General features: G+C 46.3%; 14 protein-coding genes and 1 pseudogene. 12 read left to right on the forward strand and 3 right to left on the reverse strand.

Annotated elements, in window-relative coordinates:
• Nucleotides 1–8: 8 nt before the first annotated feature.
• Both NYE33_RS09870 and mqnE read right to left on the reverse strand, forming a co-directional pair.
• Nucleotides 9–1,070 carry an NAD(P)/FAD-dependent oxidoreductase gene (locus NYE33_RS09870; protein ID WP_340942485.1) on the reverse strand — a complete coding sequence of 354 codons (1,062 nt, stop codon included), beginning with the start codon at nt 1,068–1,070 and terminating at the stop codon, nt 9–11.
• Nucleotides 1,071–1,149: 79 nt separating this feature from the next.
• A complete protein-coding gene (mqnE, locus tag NYE33_RS09875) occupies nt 1,150–2,256 on the reverse strand; it encodes an aminofutalosine synthase MqnE (protein WP_039307245.1) in 1,107 nt (368 codons plus the stop codon).
• Between the two features lie 371 nt (nt 2,257–2,627).
• Between mqnE and NYE33_RS09880 the strand changes: the two genes are divergently transcribed.
• From NYE33_RS09880 to NYE33_RS09910, 7 genes are all read left to right on the forward strand, one after another.
• Entirely contained in the window at nt 2,628–2,987 is a 360-nt protein-coding gene (locus NYE33_RS09880; RefSeq protein ID WP_039307246.1) for a HesB/IscA family protein, read from the forward strand.
• 308 nt (nt 2,988–3,295) lie between these two features.
• On the forward strand, nt 3,296–5,410 hold the full coding sequence (locus NYE33_RS09885) for a CdiA C-terminal domain-containing protein (RefSeq protein ID WP_341065611.1): 2,115 nt from the start codon (nt 3,296–3,298) through the stop codon (nt 5,408–5,410).
• Between the two features lie 17 nt (nt 5,411–5,427).
• A complete protein-coding gene (locus tag NYE33_RS09890) occupies nt 5,428–5,913 on the forward strand; it encodes a hypothetical protein (protein ID WP_336100904.1) in 486 nt (161 codons plus the stop codon).
• A gap of 244 nt (nt 5,914–6,157) precedes the next feature.
• Complete coding sequence (locus NYE33_RS09895) at nt 6,158–6,646, forward strand: hypothetical protein (protein ID WP_341065613.1); 489 nt, start codon at nt 6,158–6,160, stop codon at nt 6,644–6,646.
• Between the two features lie 183 nt (nt 6,647–6,829).
• On the forward strand, nt 6,830–7,153 hold the full coding sequence (locus NYE33_RS09900) for a hypothetical protein (RefSeq protein WP_341065614.1): 324 nt from the start codon (nt 6,830–6,832) through the stop codon (nt 7,151–7,153).
• A 29-nt stretch (nt 7,154–7,182) separates the two neighbouring features.
• Nucleotides 7,183–7,986, forward strand: a complete 804-nt coding sequence (locus NYE33_RS09905) for a hypothetical protein (RefSeq protein ID WP_341065615.1) — start codon at nt 7,183–7,185, stop codon at nt 7,984–7,986.
• A 299-nt stretch (nt 7,987–8,285) separates the two neighbouring features.
• The gene (locus NYE33_RS09910) at nt 8,286–8,759 is read left to right on the forward strand and encodes a hypothetical protein (protein WP_042139816.1); all 474 of its coding nucleotides are present in this window, start codon (nt 8,286–8,288) and stop codon (nt 8,757–8,759) included.
• Nucleotides 8,760–8,817: 58 nt separating this feature from the next.
• Here the strand turns inward: NYE33_RS09910 and NYE33_RS09915 are convergent, their stop codons facing one another.
• Nucleotides 8,818–13,935, reverse strand: coding sequence for a bacterial Ig-like domain-containing protein (locus NYE33_RS09915; protein ID WP_341065616.1), 5,118 nt, complete (start codon nt 13,933–13,935; stop codon nt 8,818–8,820).
• A 239-nt stretch (nt 13,936–14,174) separates the two neighbouring features.
• On the opposite strand from NYE33_RS09915, the gene NYE33_RS09920 reads away from it, so the two are divergent.
• The 5 genes and pseudogenes from NYE33_RS09920 (at nt 14,175) to NYE33_RS09940 (ending at nt 17,313) form a co-directional block, all read left to right on the forward strand.
• A complete protein-coding gene (locus tag NYE33_RS09920; protein WP_340985435.1) occupies nt 14,175–14,651 on the forward strand; it encodes a DinB family protein in 477 nt (158 codons plus the stop codon).
• On the forward strand, nt 14,652–15,398 hold the full coding sequence (locus NYE33_RS09925) for a hypothetical protein (RefSeq protein ID WP_341065617.1): 747 nt from the start codon (nt 14,652–14,654) through the stop codon (nt 15,396–15,398).
• A gap of 44 nt (nt 15,399–15,442) precedes the next feature.
• A complete protein-coding gene (locus tag NYE33_RS09930; protein ID WP_341065618.1) occupies nt 15,443–15,994 on the forward strand; it encodes a GNAT family N-acetyltransferase in 552 nt (183 codons plus the stop codon).
• Nucleotides 15,963–16,253, forward strand: a pseudogene (tnpA, locus tag NYE33_RS09935) (IS200/IS605 family transposase); the annotation flags it as partial. The gene NYE33_RS09930 and the pseudogene tnpA, both read left to right, overlap by 32 nt.
• Before the next feature lie 4 nt (nt 16,254–16,257).
• Entirely contained in the window at nt 16,258–17,313 is a 1,056-nt protein-coding gene (locus tag NYE33_RS09940; RefSeq protein ID WP_341065619.1) for an RNA-guided endonuclease InsQ/TnpB family protein, read from the forward strand.
• The last annotated feature ends 258 nt before the right edge of the window (nt 17,314–17,571 follow it).

A 17,571-nucleotide genomic window follows, 5' to 3' on the forward strand; every position in this document is an offset into this window, starting at 1 on the left:
TGGTTGTCCTATCCGAAATGGCGCTTAGACATCCAGAGCACGCCGCTTTTGAGCAGGCGCGGAACACGGCCCATGACGGAGCGGCGGCCCATCAGGCCGAAGCCGGCATTTTTACCCAGTGAACCGAGAGTCCCCTTAAGCTTAATCTTATGCAGCTTCGGCGTCTCACCCCGCCATAGGGCCTGAATAATCTGCCCCACCTGTTCTCCCTGGGCACCTGCGGCTTGTGCGCTTGGTGCGAAGGGCAGGCTGGCGCAATCCCCAATCACGTATACCTCCGGATAGTCGGCCACATTGTAATAATTGCCCACAATGATCCGTCCTCCACGGTCTTTGGGGAGTTCAAGCTGCTGGACCACCTGCACCGGCTGAATGCCGGCAGTCCAGACCGTAACATCAGCAGGAATTGCCTGGGTGCCATTGAAGATGGCATCCTTTTCTACATGGGAGACGGATACCCGTCCTATGGTCTCCACATGATGCTCATTGAACCATTCCTCCACATACTGTGACAGCTTGGCCGGGAAAGAAGACAATACGCGTTCCCCGCGGTCCAGAATGGAGATGTTCAGATCAGGCCGGCTCTCCCGCAGTTCTGAGGCAATCTCAACTCCGCTCAGTCCTCCGCCTACAATGTTGACCGTTCCGTAAGGCTTCACATCGTTCAGCCGGCGGTAGGTTTCGCGGGTCCCGGCAAAGCTCTGAATACTGCAGGCATAGTGCTCGGCTCCGGGAATGTTATGGAAATTATCGGTGCAGCCGAGCGCTATCGCCAGAATATCATAAGATATCGGCTCCCCGGTATCGAGGAATATCACCCGGCTCTCCAGATCGATGGAGCCCACCTGACCATAGCGGATCGTTAAGCGGGGATGAACCGGGAATTGAATACGCAGATGATAATCCGTTACAGTTCCTGCGGCCAGTGCATAATATTCCGTCTTGATTCCCTGATACGGCATCCGGTCAACCAGGACGATTTCCACATCATGGGGGAGATGGTTGTTAAGTAGCTGCTGAATGAGGGCAAGACCGCCGTAGCCGCCGCCCAGGACAAGTAGAGTTCTCATGCGAACCGATCTTCCTTTCAGGTATGGTGCGAGATGGGCAAGGCAGTTCCGCAGGATTATAGGCTGGTGCGGTTAGTTGTTACTCGTATACTTTAATCTCGTTGTAGAAAGTATCCCGTTCAACCGGAATCCGTCCGGCCCCTTTGACGAGCCAGATCAGCTCTTCACGTGTCAGACCTTCCGGGGTCAATGCGCCTGCAGCATGGCTGATCCGTTCTTTGAGAATCGTGCCATGTACATCTGAAGCTCCGAAGCTGAGGGCGACCTGGGTCAGCTGTGCCCCAATATTAATGAAGTAGGCTTTGATATGGTCAAAGTTATCCAGCATCAGACGGCTTACTGCAATCGTCTTAAGATCCTCGTAAGCAGAGTTCCGGCGCATAATGCCTGCATTCTTGTTCTTAGGCTGCATGGAGAGCGGAATGAACACCATGAATCCGCCCGTTTCGTCCTGCAGCTCGCGGATTTGCAGCATGTGGCGGATGCGGTCCTCGCGGGACTCAATGGAGCCGTACAGCATAGTCGTATGTGTTCTCATACCGATATTATGAGCAGTGCGGTGAACCTCCAGATATTCCTCGACATTGGCTTTGTCCACACGCATTTTTTTGCGGTACTGGTCGGACAGAATCTCTGCCCCTCCTCCGGTAAGGGTCTTCAGTCCGGCGGCGCGCAGCTGCTCCAGCACTTCACGGATGCTAAGGCCGCTGATGCGGGTGAAGAAGTCGATCTCTGCTGCGGTGTAGGCCTTGAGAGTGACGTCAGGGAAGTGCTCGTTCAAAGCTTTTAGCGAATCAACATAGTACTGGAAGGGCACGTTATCATTATGGCCTCCGACAATGTGGAACTCGCGTACGCCGGGATGGATATGCTGCTGCACATATTGCACCATTTCCTCGCCGGAAAGGGTATAAGCGCCGTCTTCTCCCTCATCCTTGCGGAAATTGCAGAATGCGCAGCGGGATTCGCAGACATTGGTGAAATATAGACTCATGTTTTCGATAAAATATACTTTATTCCCGTTTTTTCGCTGGTTAACCTCATTGGCTAATTGCCCGATCGTTAATAAATCATTGCTCTCATATAAATAAACGCCATCTTCCAAATTTAATCTTTCTCCGCCGCGGACCTTCTCAATGATGTTCGCCATCCGGGCATCCATGTGGGGTGTTATAAGGGTAGACATATAATTTCCTCCTGAAGGTTGGCGAGGCAACTGCATCGCAGAATCGTGAGCTAATGAAATGAGCCGGCAGCAGACCGGCATGAAATAGAGGTTAGATGTAACCTCGTGACAAATTTCCGAATTTTTACGTATATCGCTTTTCCTATTATAAACCTCTCCCGGAGGGTGAGCAACCGCCAGAAAACTTAAGGGAACCCGGCATGAAATGCATAACTGCGGTACGTTTGCGACTTGAGGCTAAGAGAATAGTGGAGTATACTTAATTTAAATTATAGAAGTGCAAATTATTTGAACATTACCTGAGGCCTTAGGGCTGGTTGATAAAAGCTATTGCAAAAATATGCTCACAAAACTTTTGGGAGGTTAAAGTTATGATTAACATTAGTGAATTAGCAGCAGGCCAATTGAAGACCATGCTTGCTGAGCAGGAAGTACCTGATATGTTTCTCCGTCTGGGCGTAACACCCGGGGGCTGCAGCGGATTCTCTTACGCCATGGGCTTCGATGATAACGAAAGCGAGCAAGACGTGTATATGGACATTGAGGGCTTGAAGGTAGTCGTAAGCAAAGACGATATCCGTTACCTCGACGGCCTGGAGATCGACTTCGAAGAATCCGGCATGACCGGCGGCTTCACCATTAACAATCCGAACGCCACTGCTACGTGCGGCTGCGGATCTTCTTTCCGTACGAAGGAAGATGCAGGCAAGCCGGCGGCTGAGCCTTGCTAAGACGGGTAAATGATGGGATGTAGCACTGGAATCTAATATAGACAGCTGAATATGCAGCCGTTAATCACGGCTTCCCAACCTCTTGAATTGTGTAAGAAGTACTTTACACTTTTCAGGAGGCTTTTTATTTGGCCAAAAAGCAGAAGAAGATTGGAATGACAACGGATCAAGGTTAAAGGAAATGCCGGAGGGATGGATAACTATAAAATTTATGGAAAAATAATCCGATAATAAAAAAGAATATCTTATATATTTAATTATAAAATACATAGGAAATATTGCTGTGCGGACAAAGCGGGAGGGTGGACATGGCGTCAACGAAGCTTATATTTAACGAAGATGAAGTCCAGCGGCTGCAGACCAAAATAGGCCAGGTAAGCCAGGACACTAACCGGCTGTATTTGCAGCTGAAGGGCCAGTCCAGTGGCTGGGGCGGAATTCCCATGGGAGACCACCTCGTGAAGGCCCAGGTCATGATCAATGAATTAACCGTAGAAGCAGAGAAATTGGAGGATATTATCCGGACCGCCCTGAAGGGGGTTGCAGGACTCCAGGAGGAGAATAAACGGCAGGCCGACAAGCTCACGCAGCAGTTTAGTCTTCTCGCGGGTGTATTCGGAAGCTTTGGGACACAAGGTCCTGCCGGGCGGATTTCCATTCCTGCCATTGTGCAGAAGAGTGTAGCGTATCTGATCACGTCTGTTACCGTCCTGCTGGGAAAGGATGAGCTGAATAACGATCCGGCAGTGCAGAAGCTGCGGAATATCATCCAAACGTCCGGGCTTTTGACCGTAGAGGGTATTGCGGCCCTAAGCAAGCTGAAGGATATCTTCGCGGCGCGGGATGGGATCGCGAAGGCGCAGATGGCCTTCAAGGTCTATGAAGCGTTCGGGAACAAGACGCAGATGGAGGCCGTCCATGCGCAGGCTGAGGAAGCACGCCGGAAGCTGGCTTCGCTGGGTGTAGCCAAGGTCCAATATGAAGCAGGGAAGGATCTAAGCGGCTATTTCAAGCAGCCAGCTGTCAAAGCCTGCGATTATGATCCATCGATCACGGCGGAGAGTGTACCGCTGATACATAATGAAGAATATCTCCTGCTGCTGCGGCTGGCGATGGAGAAGAGTGCTGCTGGGAACTACGCGCGAAGCCAGCTGGAAGTGAAGCGGGAGGAGATCAGGATCGCTGAGGCTGTGAGGCAGGTCCAGGAGCAGATCGAAGCTGCAAGACGGCTGAACGGTCCGCCTCTGGAACTGCCGGATGGCACTCCGATAACGGCAGGCAACAAGGAAAATGAGACGACGCTGGCTTTTTATATGGACAAAGTCTATGTGCCTAATGATTTCACACCGATGTATACCAGCTACCTGGGGTGGCTGGATGATACATACGGGTTAACGAAATGGGAGAAAAGAGTTCATCAGGCAGATGCGGTGGTGCTGGCCTTTACCGAAGGCTTGGTGAAAGAGGTAGTGATGGGCTTGGCAGATACGGCTACGTTTGCCTTCAAGCTTGTGGTCGACCCGGTCAAAACAACCACAGAAATGAAGGATCAAGCGGTATATATCATGGAGCATCCGGAAGTGCTGGTGGAAGCGGCCAAGATGGCTTATCATCAATTTGACGAAGGAACGCCGGAAGAGAAGGCAGCGATGCTGGGTTCGGTAGCTTCCCTCCTTGTACCGGGAATGCAGGTCACCAAAATCGGCAAAGCCGGGAAAGTGTTCAGCGGGGTGGAAGACGTTGTCAGCCAGGCGGCGAAGGATGCCCTGAAAGAGATCAAGCAGAAGCTCCCGGATCTGGGTCCGGTCTTACAGACACCAGAGGGGCTGGCCTTCAAGGCAGGTGAGATACCCGATGGACCTTCACTGCCGAGGACGCCGGTGCAGCAGCAGTATATGGATGCGATGGATGAAGTGGGTGGCGGTGCGGGTAAGATTGAGGGGCCGGGTGATTTTGGGTCGATAAAATTAATCAAGCCCAGTAGAGAACCTAACCCAGACGCTGTCTCTAATGGTACAAGAACAAAAATCCCAAATAATGCTGATAATGCTACTCAACTGTCTCTGGAACTAGAAAACGGTGCTGCTGATCAACTAGCAAAAAAGGGTTACGATATTGAACAAAATCCTATAGTACGAGAAAGTGATGGAATAGATCTTAACAGGGACCCGGATTTTAGGATCGAAGGGAAAATTTTTGATTGCTATGCTCCTACTGAAAATAAAAGTGTAAGGGGAATTTGGAGTGAGGTTCAAGAAAAAGTCGTTATTAAGCAACAAACCAAAAATGTGGTGATTAATCTGAAAAATTGGTCTGGAGATGTTACTGGGTTACTAGAACAATTTAAACAATGGGAAATTACAGGTTTAGAAGAGGTTCTTGCGATTACAAAGAATGGTGATGTTAAATCCATATTTCCATAAAAAAGAGGAGTTAGTACATGGAGTATTCCCTGAAAGTGAATGGAATAAAAACGGATGAAATATGGCTAAGAAATTTATTAAAAGAGAAAAATCTTAAGGCTAATTATTTACGTAAGCATCATAATTCTTTTATTATTGATGAGTTTTTATTAAGCAATGGTCTAAGGATAAGCATATATGAAAATAGTTATCCGCCAGGGCACCCTGCGTATTCCTTTGAAACCATGTTTTTAGAAAACGACTTTATTTATCAAGAGACAGTGTCATTTGAAATAGACAAGTTTAGTGAACATCACGAACTTGTTTTTAGAACAATGTATGAAATGGTTTTTCTGATTTTGGAGACTTTTAAAACCGACGGGATATTTTATCATACATCTGGTGAGGAGATTTTTTTCTATAAAGATAAAAATTACAATTTTAACGAAAAGTATCTAGATTTGCTTAAAAATCAATATGATGACCTGTTGAATGGACGTAATTATTCTCTTTTTAATTGTTAAGCTTCCTGGAGGTTAATGAGCAATTGACCTTACCCAGGGCCGGATGCGGTTGGAGTGATATTCATTAGGTGACCCGGGTAAGGCTGCCGAAGCTTCAATCCCGAGCAGAAGAAACTTATTTTGTATATTGACAAACCATTGACAAACTTACATCCAAATGATTGAAAAAAATTAGAGGAAATTAAATCTAAGGGGGTTACTATTGTTAATTCTCTGGATGAACTTAGAGAGGCGTTAAAATAAAATGGGTACTTCAGCAGTTATTCTTACACAAAAAGGAAGATATTCACCAGAGAAACTATTAGCGGATACAATAGTCTCAGTATTTCATGCTGATGCTACTCTATATTTTGATAATAATAAGAATTATTCGAATGATGGGAAACTTTTGTATACTACACTGAACATTGCCTTTGCAGAGAAAAGTGAGCAATCTTTTGTTTTTTCTGTTCATGCTATTGACAATCTCAATATAGATTTTTACTATCACGAAGATTTGGCACTTGAATCTAATTTATCATTATGTCAAGTTGGTCACATTGAAGATATTTATGGTGTTCAACAATTAATATTTAATTTTATTTATGAATACCTCAAATTGAACCCTGATGATTACTTCTGGATTACTGATTTTGATTGGGTTTATAACTGGGGGGACATGAAAAAAATAAAATCCTTACCCTATGATCCTCATTGGTGTTATCAAGACCCAAGGTTGATTGACTTATCTTAAATTATTCTACTACCTAGATAGATGCCTCCATGAATGCTCATTGTTGATAAGCTTAAAGTATATTCATCTGTTTAAGTGTATGTCCTATATCAAATCTTTAAAGATGAAATATGATCTATGAAAATAACTAACTAACTATTGCGTTGTAATGAACAGGTCGAGTATGGTCAGGTATCCCCATGATTGACCTGTTTTCGTTGTAATCATTTATCACAGCTGTTCCAAATCAGCGGTATCTACAAGCTGTTGTGGTGGCTGGATGATACATACGGACTTACGAATCAGTTTGATGAAAGAACCCCTGAAGAGAAGGCAGCGATGCTGGGTTCGGTAGCGGGCCTCCTTGTCCCGGGAATTCAGGTCACAAAAACCGGCAAAGCCGGGAAAGTGTTCAGCGGGGTGGAAGACGTCGTCAGCCCAGGCGGCGAAGGATGCCCTGAAAGGAATCAGGTCGAAGCTCCCGGAGCTGGGTCCGGTCTTACAGACACCGGAAGGGCTGGCCTTTAAGGCAAGTTGAAAATTCACTTCTACAGCTTGTGGAAAATGTTATGGGAAATGAAAGTGGCATTAGCTTCACACAGCAAGAAGAGAGTGAAGAAGGTGAAGGAGATACATTATATGTTAAATGTAATTTTTTCAGCTTTACCACAACACAATTTAATGTAAAGAGTATATCTAGAGATTTTGATATTGAAGTGAACTATGGCTTAAAATGTAATGTATACGAGAACGGAGACAGAAAATTCATTGAGTTTTTAGGTGAAATGCTAAAAAGTAATATCGGAGAGGCTCTCCTTTTAAAAGATTCTGAATATAAAATACTTGAGAGAAAAGATGATTCCTTGCTTGTGGACAGCCACTTTTTCAATGGTGATATTGAGGTTCTATCACTTACTTATATTCAGGGAACATACAAAAAATTCGGAGTGCGAATTGATGCGGGCCTTACTACAGAAGAGATCAAGCTTGAAAGCATAAAACTAGTTGAGGAACATGAGAAAGAATATAACGTCAGTGTGGTAGAAGATCCCGATTACACCTCTGAATTTATGCTCAACTGGGGAGATATACAGATTAATATTAGTAATACTGGTGCAACAATAAATTTATCCTGTGGTCATATTTTTGCACATGAAGATAGTTTAAGATTGAAGAAGATGCTACGATTTTTCAAGCAATTCACAAATGCATTGCCAGGGGATTACGAGCTATCGGTAAAGCAAGGGTATTGGAAACAGAAACGCAGTACCTTGGTTACAAGAAACAACAGTGAAGTTACTATAAACAACCAGACTGAGGAAGCACATTTATTGTATGAAATCAATTTCTTTGATCATTAAAGACTGAACAGCTGGGTAATTCTTTCATGAACTAAACTTCATCATCCTCGTCTTTAATATTGAGTGTAAATCACTGTGTCGTATAGAACAGGTCATTATTGGTGATTCCACCATAGTTGACCTGTTTTTTATGTCAGAGAATTGTACTAAATTTAGATGGTTTTACTTCAGCAAAAATAACTGAGATCACTGAAGGGGTTCTAAGGAAAGCTAATCCAAACGGAGATTTAAAAAACTTGCAAGAAATATTATTTGTGGTTGACGGAAAAATCACACGGATATTTGGAGGATAGATATGCATGGATTTTGAATTGTTTTTAGAATCTAAATTGAGTTGTAGTGCATTGGCAGAAGTTATTGAAAAAATTATAATTAAAATTTTGAACGAAAAGGTATCGGTTTACAGTGATGAAGAAGAAATAGTTATCGGAACTGAATACTTTTCATTGGCTCTTGAGCTTGAGGATATTTCTGACATAAGTTTTGTTAGAAGCCATTATGACTTAGATGTTAATATTTCCATTAGGGTGCAGTTATTTGGTGACACCTTTTATCAAGGACTAGAAGCTTTGATTAAAATTATAGGGAAATTAATAAAACAATATGGTGGGAATCTGTTGTTTTTAGAAAATGGTTCAGATCAGCTGCTTAGAAAAGAGAACGGTCAGCTAATTGTCAATAGTGATTTGGATCAATACCAGATAAAGTACTTTACCCCAAGTTTACTTAGTTTACTTGATTATGCTTATATCGAAGAAAAATTGCAAAAATAGGCCCACTATAGGATAAAAGACCCCCAAAACCACTTCAAAATGGTTTTGGGGGTCTCTTTTAATTGCGCATAAGAATTCGGTAAATTAGCATCGCCGCTTCGGCACGCGTGGAATATGCAGTGGGCTTGAGCTGCTGCCGGCCGTCTCCCTTAATGAGACCAGCTGCTGCCAGTGCCGCAATATCATCGGCCGCATCAATGTTAATTAGGTGGCGATCTGTAAAGCTGTCTAAACCGGAGGCAGGTATCGTACCCGGATTCCAAACTTCTGCAGCCTGTAGGGCTCTGGCTGCCATAACAAACATCTCTTGCCGGGAGAGCGGCTCATTCGGACGAGTGGAGGCCCCATCCGCGAAGCCGCCCCCTTCTGCTGCACTCAGTCCCAAAGCCCGAACTAGTAAAAGCGCGAATTCCGCACGTGTAACGGCCTGATCCGGCCGGAATTCAGTTTCAGATATACCGTTAATTACACCTTTGGAAGTGAGTACTTCAACTGCAGACTTTGCCCAATGGGAATGGGAGATATCCTGGAATGTCTTGTGATTATAGACCGCTGCATAGTGGCCCGACGAAAGAGTGGTTGAGAAAATGGCCTGCTGCCTCTCAGCATTATAATCCCCGCTGATTACAGGCTGTATGATTCCCATGTCATTGACATGCCACACAACAATAAAAGCATTATCCGCTGCAGGAACGGCTGGTGAATGCGGAAGTCCGATCTGTATGGCTGACTGCAGGCTGTCTGCTTGAAGCTTTATCCCATCCAGACGAAGCTCATACCCGATTAGCGGGCTGTCTCCTAACTTTCCTTTAAGCGGTCCTTCCGTATCGGCTGTTCTTACTAATACAGTTATAGTCTTCACGCCGTCGAGCATTGCTGCAGGGAAGAGACTGTCTGGTAACATAATCGTGGCCAGTGACGAGCTGACCTCTATCTGCAAGGCAGAAGCTCCTGAGCGAAATGCTGAAGCAGGTAGGCGCAACTCATATTCTTTGATGTCCTTGGCCGGATCAACAGTAAGCGGAATCCGGATTGTTTTATTACCGGTTGAATCCGCTTTGGCCAAAGCAATTATTTTTTGTAAAGAGGAATCCATCAGTAGGGCGCTGGCTTTCCCTGCATCAACCGTTATGGGCAGTTCAATTCTGACGCTGCCATCCAGCAGGAGTACGGTCGTAGAAGAATCTCCAATGGCTGACCCGGAACCGCCGGTGTTTGGTACAGCAGCGGGACTTGGTGTAGACGTGGGGTCAGGTGCAGCCGTAGGACCCGGTGATGCAGAAGGCGCCGGTGTAGCGGAAGGACCCGGACTTGGCTTTGTTTCTGGTTCCGGTTCTGGCTCTGGCTGAGTTCCCGGTCCCGGCTCCTCAAAGGGAATGAACTTCAGGAAGTCACCCCAGATGATATTTCCCTCCGCATCCCTCGTATAAGAGTTCACTGGATTCAAACTAGCAAAGTTAGCATCTGTCAGCTGCTTGCCTGACTTATTGACTGACGCTGTACCATCGTACATGAAGTTATTGTCGGCAGCCAAAGCAGCTGGATACTGGTCTTTCCCGATGCTGCCCGTCTGGTAGGATATAAAGCCGTCGATCCTAAAGTCTGCAGTGATTTGGCCATAAGTGGTGAAGCTCATATTTCCGCGTGTATTATTAAATCCGATATTGTTCATAGCAATTACACCCGGATTACTGTTACTGGTGAAGCCATACGCGCCATTTCCGAAGGCAATGGAATTGCGGATGGTATGAGGGACTTTGATGCCTTCTCCCCCCAGCTTGAATCCGTTTTTATCGCCGGCGCCAACCGTTCCGTCTGTTAAAAATCCATTGTTGAAGGCTGCGCTATTCTCGATTAATACTGGACCGATTGCGCCTGAGCCTGCTTTGGTATACAAGTCCCAGCCATCGTCAATATTGTTATGTGCCAGGCATCCTCTGAAAATATTCCCAATACCTGAAGTCAATTTCGCGGCAAAGCCATCTGCATTATTGTCTGCCGGATCACGGTTATCGAAGGAGGTGCTGTTTAGAATTAAGTTGTAGGATGGCCATTCGGCTATTTCTTGTGCCGTTCCGTCCGTACGGCTGATTTGGAGGCCTGTGTCCCCGTTAGCATAGAAGCGGCTATTCTCCACGATGTTATAATTCCCTCCAACCGTAAAGCCTTTCGTATTTGGCGCCGAGCGGGTGAAATCAATCCCCTTCACATGCCAATAGTTCCCGCTGAGCAGCACGCCTTCTGTTTTTTTGTCAAAATCGATGACGGGTCTTGCCCCTGGTGCCGCCTCCAGGTACTTCTTAGCGGCTGCGGTTCCATCATTGTACCTCTGAATGACAAGCGGTGATTTCCGCACGTAATGGCCGTCAAGCACGATAATATGCTGGCCTGGTCTGACATATTCAATGGCGGTGTCGAGATCAAGCGGGAGATCAGCCGTACCCTCCCCGGCACTTGTTCCTGCAGGAGATACATAGATATGTTCTCCCTCCCCATAGCTGCTCAGGGTTACTGTGAAGTTATGGACGATTTTATCGTAAGAGGTCAAATACTGGGTATCATCTGGTACAAAAGTAACGCTGAAGTTCGTATCCCCCTGATCAGCGAGTACCGCCGGAACCCCAAGACGCTTATCGGCTTTAGCCTCGATATCCTGGGCGATGATTTTAGAGCCTTGCTTCACCGTTACGGTTCCGTTGACATTCGGACGAACAATCATTTGATATTCTGGTGTAGAAGTCTTGCTTAGAGATAGTATGCTCAAGCTTGGTATAACCGGAGCTGCCGGTGGTTCAACCTTAGGAGAATCTGTAGCTGCTGATGTCACCGTCAACTGGATATTGCGGATATTAATTGTAGCGAGACGTGCCGCATAGAATCCGACATACATTTTGGCGTCTTGTACGTTAAGAATATCCGGCTCAAAAATGATAGCTTCCTGATCATTGTTAAGCTGTCCAGTAAAGCCGCTATTCGTCTTGGAGAGCGTTAGACGATAAGGAGCTGCAGGAGCCGTGTTGCCGGGGGCAGGCCGCTCATTCCTCAGCATGATCGTCTGAATGCCTTTACTTCCGGTTCCGTCAGACTTCAAGATGCCGGACCGGACAAAGAGCTGGGTGCCGATGGCGCTTTTGGTACCGCCGCTGTAGCCGCCGATAGCAGCGATATTCGAGGCGAATACGCTGGAATTTCCAGGCGTCCCAATAGCATCCCGTGCCATGATGCCGAATGACTCTTGTCCGTCATATGGAGTTTTGGCAAAAGCCGACACGGAGATATCCGCAGACAGCATGAAATTATCTTCTGACGCATCAAGCTCTGTGTAATAGAAGGTAATGCCATCGTGGTCTTCAGTCACCTTGCCGCCGCCTTCCAGGGCAATCAGCTCTACCGTTCCGTCCTCTTGTAGAAGCATCTTGTTATTAGCAGCGGATGTGGATTGGCCGAATTGAATGCTGCGCCAGACGGGTTCAAGCTTCTCTTTTACCGTGACTGAATACGTAATCGGCTGAATGGATGTATCCGCAGGGATGATCCCGATGTCATACACTCCGGCCCTTTGGTTATCAAACTTGGAGCTGTCCAGGATGAAATCGCTTAGGACTTCCCGGTCCAAGTTGTCATAGACCTTCGATACGATCAGATGATCGCTGTTAAAGTTATCGCCTATAAAGAAAGTCGTTGCCGGATAGCCTGTTACTTCGATACCGGATAGCTCTTTCATTTGGACTTTAACATGGAAGGTTGCTGTTAATCCTTTATGGGTAACTGTGATCTCTTTATCTCCTGGTACCGAGGTGTTGAGGGGAGAGACGGTATATTCATCTTTGGTCAGCCGGATCTGAGTGTCATCAGAATAATGGGCGTAAATTGCAAATCCTTCTAATTGGATGGAATCACCGGTATAATAGACGGTTTGTTTGGGTTCATGTCTAATCTCCAGCTTGGACAGGGCAGCGTCAATGACTTCAACGTTAAAGGCAGCCGCCATGGATGGAGTCTCTGTGGAGGTGATATTGATTTCATATGGACCTGAATCCGTAAACACATGCGGCGATGTATCAGTAACGGGCTGTCCACCGATGGAGAGCGAATAGAGATGGCTATCCAGTTCTGTGATCAGGTAATGATCATTATAGTCAGCAACGACCACAAGTCCCTTTGGATCAAACGTATCTCCCGGATAATAGACCGTTTTGGCCGGCTCATATTTAACCGATAATGAGGTCACTGTCAGCGGGATGATTTGCAGCGGGATGGTTGCCGAAGCGCCGTTATAATTAATCCTGATCGTATTCTCTCCAGCCTTAGTGCTGTCAAAGCCGGTAACAATATAATCAGCGGAAGACAACACGGCTTCACTGTTATCAGAAAAGACAGCCTTAACGGCCAGTCCGGTCAGATCAAGGGGTTCACCCATCAGATAGGAGGTTTTGGTCATCCCGCTCGTATCAGCGATTAAGTGGGATACACGTTTGGCCTCGACCTTGATGTCTAGTTCACTGAAGGTTACTTCCGCATCTCTTGCTACATAGATTCCGGCAAAGATCGTATCCGTGAATGTATCGTCGAGTGTTACAATTTGAGTTTGTTCACCGATGCTTAACAGATAAGTATTGCCTGATTTTTTAATGCTGAGATTATAGGTTTCTCCCGCAGCAGGAGCATTGATTCCGCTAAATGCAGGAAGCTTTATTTGTGAGGTTTTTTTATAAAATCCTTTCATTACCTGATCCAACGCACCGACTGCAGCATAATTAGAAATGTTTTTGCTGTCATCTCCATTTGTTCCAACAGTATCCCTGAGCATAAGTCCGAAGGATTTCTGATTAGGCGTGCTGACGCTGGATCTGCTGTTAAATAAATTCACTGTAGCTTTGGCTTGGAGCTCAAAGTTCGTGTCAACGGGAAGTTCTTTGTAATAAAAGGAAAGTCCCTCCTCTCCAGAAGCAATCTTTCCGCCGTACGTACTCATTATTACTGTATTTGGATCTTGAACAATAGGTTCGGGGTTCGTAGCTGGTACTGTACCCGGTCCGAAGGCGCTGAACGCCCAAGGTCCCAGATCCACCTGTTCTTCTTGGCGTACTTCCTCAGCAGACAGAGATAGTGGAATAGACGAGAACAGGAGCAGGAAAATTACAAACATAGCTGACAAGCGTTTTGATTTTCTCACAATGATTAAAACCTCTCCTTATTGGAACGATTTGATCAATGTAAAAGTCTGATCTACGAGATTATACGTTACGTGTGAAAAGTACAGCTATAATCAATACTTCACAAACCGCCGGATATAGTGGTGCAGAGAAAGGATATGAGTTAATGACACTTGGTTTACGAGGGAGGATAACAGGGGAATATCGCGAATCATGAATAGTAAGCGTAATGAAATTTACGAGTATTGGAGGCAGCGGCATGTTGAAGCTATTCGAGTATAACTGGCAGGTGCGCAAAGACTGGTTCGACTGGTGTGAGACGGTGGACGGGGAAGAGCTGATGAAGTTACGCACTGGAGGCATAGGATACATTCTTCCTACGCTCTATCACATTGTGACCGTCGAGTATGGCTGGATCTGTGGCGGAATACAAGAGAAAGAGATTGAGATTCCTTCATTCGAGGAAGTAGCCAGCTTGCAGCAGGTCAAGGATTTATCCGCGCGGTGCCATGAGGAGCTGGCTCCATTCGTGTACGGCTGGAATGACAGCCTGGAAGACCGGATCATGATTGATATCACGGATGAAGGGGAACGCGAACTCCATAAATACGGCGAAGTCATGCGGCATCTGATTGCCCATGAGATCCATCACACCGGTCAATTGTCTGTATGGTCACGGGAGATCGGGAAGCAGCCGGTTACGGCTAACTTTATTGGCAGAGGACTGTTTAACTAAATGCTGAAATTGACCCGGAAAATGAAAGTAATAGCTGCGTGGGGTATATTGTTAATAGCACTGCTGATGATCTCTTGGGGAGTCTATGCCAAGCCGGTGCATGCTGCCTTGGTCAATTACTCTAGCATGGTTGAAGTGGCACCGGATGTTTATATAGAGCCGGATATGTCGAAGGAACTGCAGGATCAGCTGATATCTTACGTTGAGCTTGCGCAAGAGAAGGTTACGGCTATTTTTGGTGAGCGAACTTCGACTCCGTATTTGATTGTGGCGCTAACTTCCAGGAGTCTGGGGAAATACACTGAAAATCCGACCGGACAAACCTATTACCTGCCCTGGAATAACTATATTGTGATCGGCCCGGACGGGTTTAATGAAAATGTGATTTCGCATGAATTCACCCACGCTGAATTGAGGGAACGACTGCGCAACCGCAATGTAGTGCCTGTGTGGTTTGATGAAGGGCTGGCTTCAATGGCGGACGGGAGATTGTCTAATAGCACAGCGGCATGGGAACAGGTAACGGATAAAGGGAAGAAGCCTGTGGATTACGGCCTTTTAGACTCGTATGATGCTTTCAGTTATGGAACTCCGGAAGCCTGGAAGAATTACAATTTGGCTTGTTATGAAGTTACGCGGTGGTTCTCTCGTGCAGGAGAAGAGGGGCTTCTCAAGTTAATCCAAGCGTTGAACCAAGGGGAAGATTTCGCAGAGCAATATGCAAGAATTGAACTTGCTGAGCCATGAAGTCTCCCCGGATTACAACAGTAAGCATAAGGATGTGACCAAGCATGCAGTTTGAAACAAACCGGCTGCTGATCCGGGAATTCAGGTCTGAGGATGTCCAGCGGGTACATGAGTATGCCTCCGACCCGGCTGTGGCCCAGTACATGATTTGGGGACCTAATTCCCTGGAGGATACCCGGAGCTACATCCGGCTGACCTTGGATATGCAACAGCAGGAGCCGCGCCAGGGGTTCGAGTACGCAGTCGTTCTGAAGCAGGAGGATGTACTGGTAGGCGGCTGCGGGATACATATCAGCGGAGAAGGGCAGGGAGAAATCGGTTATTGCTATAACCGCTTGTATTGGGGACAGGGTATTGCAAGTGAGGCTGCCGCCGTGCTGCTGGATTGGGGCTTCAATAACCTTGATCTTCACCGGATCTACGCGACCTGCCGCCCGGAGAATATCGGTTCTGCCAGAGTCATGCAACACATAGGGATGGTATATGAAGGACATCTGAGAGAACATATGCGGCATAAGGGGAAGTGGCTGGACTCTTACAGAAATTGGTCGAGAAAGCCCACTCCAAATCGTTATGGAAATATGTGCCGAACATGATTGGCTGCTACTAGCAATGGAAGTAATGCCTGATCATGTGCATATTTTTCTCAACGCACTGCCAACCGATTCTCCCGCAGAACTTATGGCGAAACTGAAAGGAATCACTTCCCGGCGCCTCCGTGAACAGTTTAAGCACTTGAACCACTTGAACCACTTGCCTTCCCTCTGGACTCGTTCCTACTTTGTCAGTACGGCAGGGAACGTTTCAAGCGAAACGATCAAACGATATGTTGAGGAACAAAAAACAAGGGGGTGAAACTATGCAAACCGTAACGATTCAAATACGCATTTTTCCAACCCATCCATCTGTATTGGTGGACATGGGCAACGAATACATTCAAACCGTCAACGAACTAACGGAGCAAGCAGAAAGGTCTGGAACGTTTCCTAAACTAACTTCAAAAACCGTTCGTGCCAATCTACCCTCTGCCATAAAGAATCAAGTGATTCGAGACGCCAAAAGCCTATTTCAGCGGTTCAAAAAAAATAAGAAGCGACCTCTTCTCCAAAAGAGTGTGTACTACGTGAACAATCAAAATTATACGATTTGGGGCAACAACATTTCTTTTCCAGTGATCCTGGATGGAAAAGTACAACGTCTTGTGGTCCCTGCGCTTCTTTCGGATCGGGAGCGAGACATGCTTTCGAATGGGAAGCTTGGACTTCTGCGTGTGGTTCAAAAATCAGCGAAATGGTTTGTTCAAATTTCAATCGAACGACCCACCAAACAAGCCGATGGTCATGAAGTGATGGGGATTGATTTAGGCTTGAAAGTTCCTGCTGTTGTCGTAACCTCTAGTGGCAAGACAACATTTTGCGGAAATGGACGTAAAAACAAGTTTGTTCGCCGTAAGTACAGTACCTATCGTCGCAAATTAGGAAAGCTTAAAAAGCTATCAGCGATCCGTAAACAGAACGACAAGGAAAGTCGTTTTATGAAAGATCAGAATCACAAAATCAGCCGCCAGATCGTGAATATAGCTATTCAAGAAAAGGTGTCTGTCATCAAGCTAGAGAAACTGACGGATATTCGTAAGACGACAAGAACAAGTCGTAAAAACGCTAAAAATCTGCATCATTGGTCTTTCTATCAGTTGCAAATGTTCATCGGATATAAGGCGGCACTCGCTGGAATCCAAGTGGTTGAAGTGAATCCAGCATACACTTCGCAAACCTGTCCATCTTGTGGAGAGCGGAACAAAGCAAATGATCGAACGTATCAGTGCGACTGCGGCTATACAGCACATCGAGATCGAGTCGGTGCAATCAATATCATGCGTCAACCTGTGGTAGATGGTAACAGTCTGCCAGCCTAGATAGCTATATGCTCTGATCTAGGATGGGCGAATGAACTCGCCCTTAACTTAGCAGTTGGGCAAAGCGGAAACGTATGCGCCCGCTAACTAGCTAAGAATCCCACCCTTTTAAGGGTGTGGAGGTTCAACAATACTCTATCCTGAAGGACGAGTATATGGCGGCACGCGGCTGAATTGGAACAACAGCCCGTTCGCGGAGCGTCCATTCAAGTGCACACGTTGATCTTACGCAAAAAAAAGAAGGCGTCCCAGAAGCCA

The organism is Paenibacillus sp. FSL R10-2199 (genome assembly GCF_038000235.1).
Lineage (GTDB): Bacteria > Bacillota > Bacilli > Paenibacillales > Paenibacillaceae > Paenibacillus_AQ > Paenibacillus_AQ phytohabitans.

Coding starts and splice junctions, on each gene's coding strand:
- NYE33_RS09925 (WP_341065617.1), top strand. CDS start 14,652: ATGCTGAAATTGACCCGGAAAATGAAAGTAATAGCTGCGTGGGGTATA.
- NYE33_RS09910 (WP_042139816.1), top strand. CDS start 8,286: ATGGATTTTGAATTGTTTTTAGAATCTAAATTGAGTTGTAGTGCATTG.
- NYE33_RS09940 (WP_341065619.1), top strand. CDS start 16,258: ATGCAAACCGTAACGATTCAAATACGCATTTTTCCAACCCATCCATCT.
- NYE33_RS09930 (WP_341065618.1), top strand. CDS start 15,443: ATGCAGTTTGAAACAAACCGGCTGCTGATCCGGGAATTCAGGTCTGAG.
- mqnE (WP_039307245.1), bottom strand. CDS start 2,256: ATGTCTACCCTTATAACACCCCACATGGATGCCCGGATGGCGAACATC.
- NYE33_RS09895 (WP_341065613.1), top strand. CDS start 6,158: ATGGGTACTTCAGCAGTTATTCTTACACAAAAAGGAAGATATTCACCA.
- NYE33_RS09885 (WP_341065611.1), top strand. CDS start 3,296: ATGGCGTCAACGAAGCTTATATTTAACGAAGATGAAGTCCAGCGGCTG.
- NYE33_RS09880 (WP_039307246.1), top strand. CDS start 2,628: ATGATTAACATTAGTGAATTAGCAGCAGGCCAATTGAAGACCATGCTT.
- NYE33_RS09890 (WP_336100904.1), top strand. CDS start 5,428: ATGGAGTATTCCCTGAAAGTGAATGGAATAAAAACGGATGAAATATGG.
- NYE33_RS09870 (WP_340942485.1), bottom strand. CDS start 1,070: ATGAGAACTCTACTTGTCCTGGGCGGCGGCTACGGCGGTCTTGCCCTC.
- NYE33_RS09920 (WP_340985435.1), top strand. CDS start 14,175: ATGTTGAAGCTATTCGAGTATAACTGGCAGGTGCGCAAAGACTGGTTC.